Source organism: Paenibacillus popilliae ATCC 14706, from assembly GCF_000315235.1.
In the GTDB taxonomy this organism is placed as follows: Bacteria; Bacillota; Bacilli; order Paenibacillales; family Paenibacillaceae; genus Paenibacillus_B; species Paenibacillus_B popilliae.
The window spans coordinates 1-2,699 of record NZ_BALG01000184.1 but is presented as its reverse complement, the minus strand read 5'-3'; the positions used below and the strand labels follow the sequence as shown (position 1 = coordinate 2,699).

The 2,699-nt window shown below is 47.5% G+C and carries 3 protein-coding genes and 2 pseudogenes; 2 read left to right on the top strand and 3 right to left on the bottom strand.

The window, feature by feature from the left end; all coding sequences use genetic code 11:
* Together PPOP_RS11935 and PPOP_RS11930 are read left to right on the top strand one after the other, a co-directional pair.
* Positions 1–662, top strand: a 662-nt coding sequence (locus PPOP_RS11935; protein ID WP_006286658.1) for a TraB/GumN family protein, incomplete at its 5' end; no start/stop codon positions are given.
* A gap of 217 nt (positions 663–879) precedes the next feature.
* Positions 880–1,074, top strand: a pseudogene (locus PPOP_RS11930) (transposase); the annotation flags it as partial.
* Between the two features lie 459 nt (positions 1,075–1,533).
* Here the strand turns inward: PPOP_RS11930 and PPOP_RS24295 are convergent.
* From PPOP_RS24295 to PPOP_RS24290, 3 genes and pseudogenes are all read right to left on the bottom strand, one after another.
* On the bottom strand, positions 1,534–1,719 hold the full coding sequence (locus PPOP_RS24295; RefSeq protein WP_006286656.1) for an SDR family NAD(P)-dependent oxidoreductase: 186 nt from the start codon (positions 1,717–1,719) through the stop codon (positions 1,534–1,536).
* Between the two features lie 74 nt (positions 1,720–1,793).
* Positions 1,794–2,384 (bottom strand): NAD(P)-dependent oxidoreductase, encoded by a 591-nt coding sequence (locus PPOP_RS11920; protein ID WP_006286655.1) that lies wholly within the window; start codon positions 2,382–2,384, stop codon positions 1,794–1,796.
* Positions 2,385–2,468: 84 nt separating this feature from the next.
* Positions 2,469–2,699: pseudogene (locus PPOP_RS24290) on the bottom strand (IS630 family transposase); the annotation flags it as partial.

Here is a 2,699-nt window from a genome sequence, read left to right as displayed (position 1 = left end):
AACAGTATACCTATCGAGATGGTACAACACTCAAGGATCATGTATCGGCGGCAACGTATGACAAGGCTCAGCAGGTGTTTGCGATGCTGAAATTGCCTGCGGAGACGATGAATGCGCTTCAGCCATATTGGCTCGTCAGTGTGCTCGACATAGTGGTCAACTCCCATGCTAACAAAGAGGCGGCTGCAATGAATGTCGTTGTGGTTGATTCCTATTTTATTAGTATGGCCGGGGTGAACGGGAAGCCGGTTCGGCAACTAGAGGGGGGGGAGTTTCAGGGCAAACTTTTTAACAGCCTTTCGGCCGAATATTTGGAAAAAATGTTGAACCGCGCGCTGGATGAAATTTTGACGCCGACGCCACTGGAGGAAAACAAGGAATTGAAACGTTTGAGCTTGTGGCTACAGCAGTGGATAGCAGGAGAAAAAGAGAACTTTACCGTAACCTATCTTGACATGCTGCAAGCGGACAACGAGGAAGTTACTCACAAACTGTTCGGGGAAAGAGACAAGGACATGGCGGGCAAATTGAGTCAATTATTGGAACAAGAGGGGCAGTCCACTTATTTTGTCGTCGTCGGGGCGGGGCACCTTGTGCTTCAGGATATGGTTGTCGACCAACTGAAGCAGAAAGGATTTGATGTGCAACAGCTTCAGTATTAATGCCGAATTAAAATATAACGAAGTCAATTGATATTCATCATCGCTATTGATTCTTGATGTGTCATTATTTTCTCATCCTCCGTGAGCTGTGATTCGAGCACAGCTCTCTTTTTTGTCGCCTCTTACCATGCAAGAACAAAAGACATCTCATGGAATCTGGCTCCTTCCAGCAATACGATGCAGGTGAACAATCCATTCACCTTTAGCAGTTGGACAGACTGTAAACGGCATGCAAGAACAAATCATCGCCATGTATGCAAAGGGAGTAAGCACTCGGGACATTCAAGATCACTTAGCCAACCTATACGGCATTGACGTGTCTCCGACGATGATTTCGAATGGGACCAATAAGCTCATTCCCCTCATTAAGGAATGGCAAAGCCGCCCGTTACAAGGCGTGTACGCCGTTGTATAATGCTCCCATGGGTTGAGACACGGGAGAGTATTGCTGCCAAGTACGAAGTAAGCCCGACTATGGTTAGCCGTTGGAAAGCTGAATTTCTTGAGCGGAACGTGACCACAAGGAAATTACCGTTAAACGCCAGGCGGATCTGCTGAGCGTGAATAGGACAAGCGGTTATCGCCCTAGCCCAGAGAAAAGTGAAAGTGAAGAGAATGTACAGATCATGCATCAGATCTTCATGAACAGCCCGAGCGAACGATGGATGACATCAATTCCCTTGGGAGACAGCTCGGCATGCAAATTAGCAACATAATTGCGACATACCCTTCAAATTGATTTTGCGCATTTTCGGGCGTCAGATGTAGAACAGAGGTCGGCGGATAGTTCCCTGGTGTCGGGCTGAACTCCATAACGTCGATGGAACCGTAAGCCGCTTTGATGCTGGCAAGTGCTTGTTCCAGCTCTTCCTTAATTATAGATATCAGCCTTATAATTAGAAACCTCAACCCCCAGCGCCTTAAGCTCCTCCGTCATTTCAGCGAGCTTTTCGACATTGCGCGCGATTAATGCAACGCGGAACCCCTTGTGTCCAAAACGTTTGGCAAGCGACAAGCCCAATCCTTTTCCCGCTCCTACAATGGCTACTGTTTTCATTGGCGTTCATCTCCTAGTTTGGTTTATGGGTCAACTTCCGATAATCGGCATCGACCTCACATACGTGGATTGCTTTACTTGCTTGACCATAAACATGGCGATATCCTCTCTGGATACGGAAAACTTGACTTTTTGTTCGCCAAACGTAACGTTAACCTTCCTGCCGCCGGTCTGTCTTTCGGAGCGACGATGCGCACCACTGTCCAATCCAAATCGGACTGGCGCACCAGCTTGCCGATCAAGACGATTTCCCGGTAGGCTCGGGGTAAAAAGGCTTTAGCCATCAGGGTCGGAAGCTTTGTGATTAAGGCGGGCTTGTCTTTTTCAAAAGCTACGCTAGGTGTTGCCAAGGTAATCAATCGGCGAACCTTTTCCTTTTTCATTGCCCGTATGATGTGTTCATGCCCTTCAAATACAGGATAGCCCTTCGCCTTTGGGCTCATCGATGGCCCCAAGGCGCTAATTACGGCATCAGAATTGGCAACCGCCTTGCGAATGCTGCCATCGTCGCTTAACTCGCCTTGAAGAACCGTCAAATTTGAATGGGCGACAGTTAATTTAGCGGCATTTCTCACGTAAGCCACAACTTGATAGCCTTCAGCAAGCGCATGTTGAAGGACAAACTTTCCGATCCCTCCGCTTGCGCCAAATACAGTTACTTTCATATTGCTCCCTCCAGATGAATGGGGATTGCTTATTCGTTTGACTGGATGCTAGTAGATAGCTCCTGAAATAACGTTCGTGCCCTGTCAATTTTCCAAACCGTACTTCCAACGGAAAGGCACCGGATTTTCGTTGACTTCCTGGAGGTACAACACAAGTCGCTCTTTTAATTCTTCTTTTGACTTCACCCGGAGATGACGAAGTACCTGTTTCGTCATCTTTGTCTCCAGATAAGCATTTGTTTCCTTGGAGATATGAGCGGAATGGTTGTCTAATATGATTTGAATCCGCAGTTCCGGGCTATAGTGGGCATCAAG

What these genes read in the sequence shown, in the direction of transcription:
- PPOP_RS11920 (WP_006286655.1), bottom strand. Translation starts at nt 2,384, where the DNA reads ATGAAAGTAACTGTATTTGGCGCAAGCGGAGGGATCGGAAAGTTTGTC.
- PPOP_RS24295 (WP_006286656.1), bottom strand. Translation starts at nt 1,719, where the DNA reads ATGAAAACAGTAGCCATTGTAGGAGCGGGAAAAGGATTGGGCTTGTCG.